The organism is Streptomyces litmocidini (genome assembly GCF_014649755.1).
Lineage (GTDB): Bacteria > Actinomycetota > Actinomycetes > Streptomycetales > Streptomycetaceae > Streptomyces > Streptomyces litmocidini.
Map to the genome: position 1 here is coordinate 1 of NZ_BMTQ01000081.1, position 590 is coordinate 590.

General features: G+C 68.5%; 1 protein-coding gene. It reads right to left on the minus strand.

Annotation, left to right across the window (positions count from 1 at the left end):
* Positions 1-590: dihydropteroate synthase (locus tag IE180_RS36040; RefSeq protein WP_190161124.1), on the minus strand; the 590-nt coding region annotated here is incomplete at both ends.

Sequence of the window (590 nt, forward strand, 5' to 3'; positions counted from 1 at the left end):
AGGGCGAGGAGCTCCTCGGTCTTGCCGGCCTTCATCGACTTGGTGGTGGCGCCCTCGAACATCTCCAGGAAGCGCTGGAGGGGGTCGTAGCCCTCGCGCCGCCGGTCGTGGATCAGGTCGAGCGCGACCTCCACCTGTTCCGGCTCCAGGCGGGCGATGGGCAGGATCTTCGACGCGTGGACGATCGCCGAGTCCAGGCCCGCCTTCACGCACTCGTCGAGGAAGACCGAGTTCAGCACGATCCTGGCGGCCGGGTTGAGGCCGAAGGAGATGTTCGACAGACCCAGGGTGGTCTGCACGTCGGGGTGGCGGCGCTTCAGCTCGCGGATCGCCTCGATCGTGGCGACGCCGTCCTTGCGCGACTCCTCCTGGCCCGTGCAGATGGTGAAGGTCAGGGTGTCGATCAGGATGTCCGACTCCCTGATCCCCCAGTTCTCCGTGAGGTCCCCGATGAGCCGTTCGGCGATCGCGACCTTCGTCTCGGCCGTCCGGGCCTGGCCCTCCTCGTCGATCGTCAGCGCCATCAGCGCCGCGCCGTGCTCCTGGGCCAGTCGGGTGACCTTGGCGAAGCGGGAGTCGGGTCCGTCGCC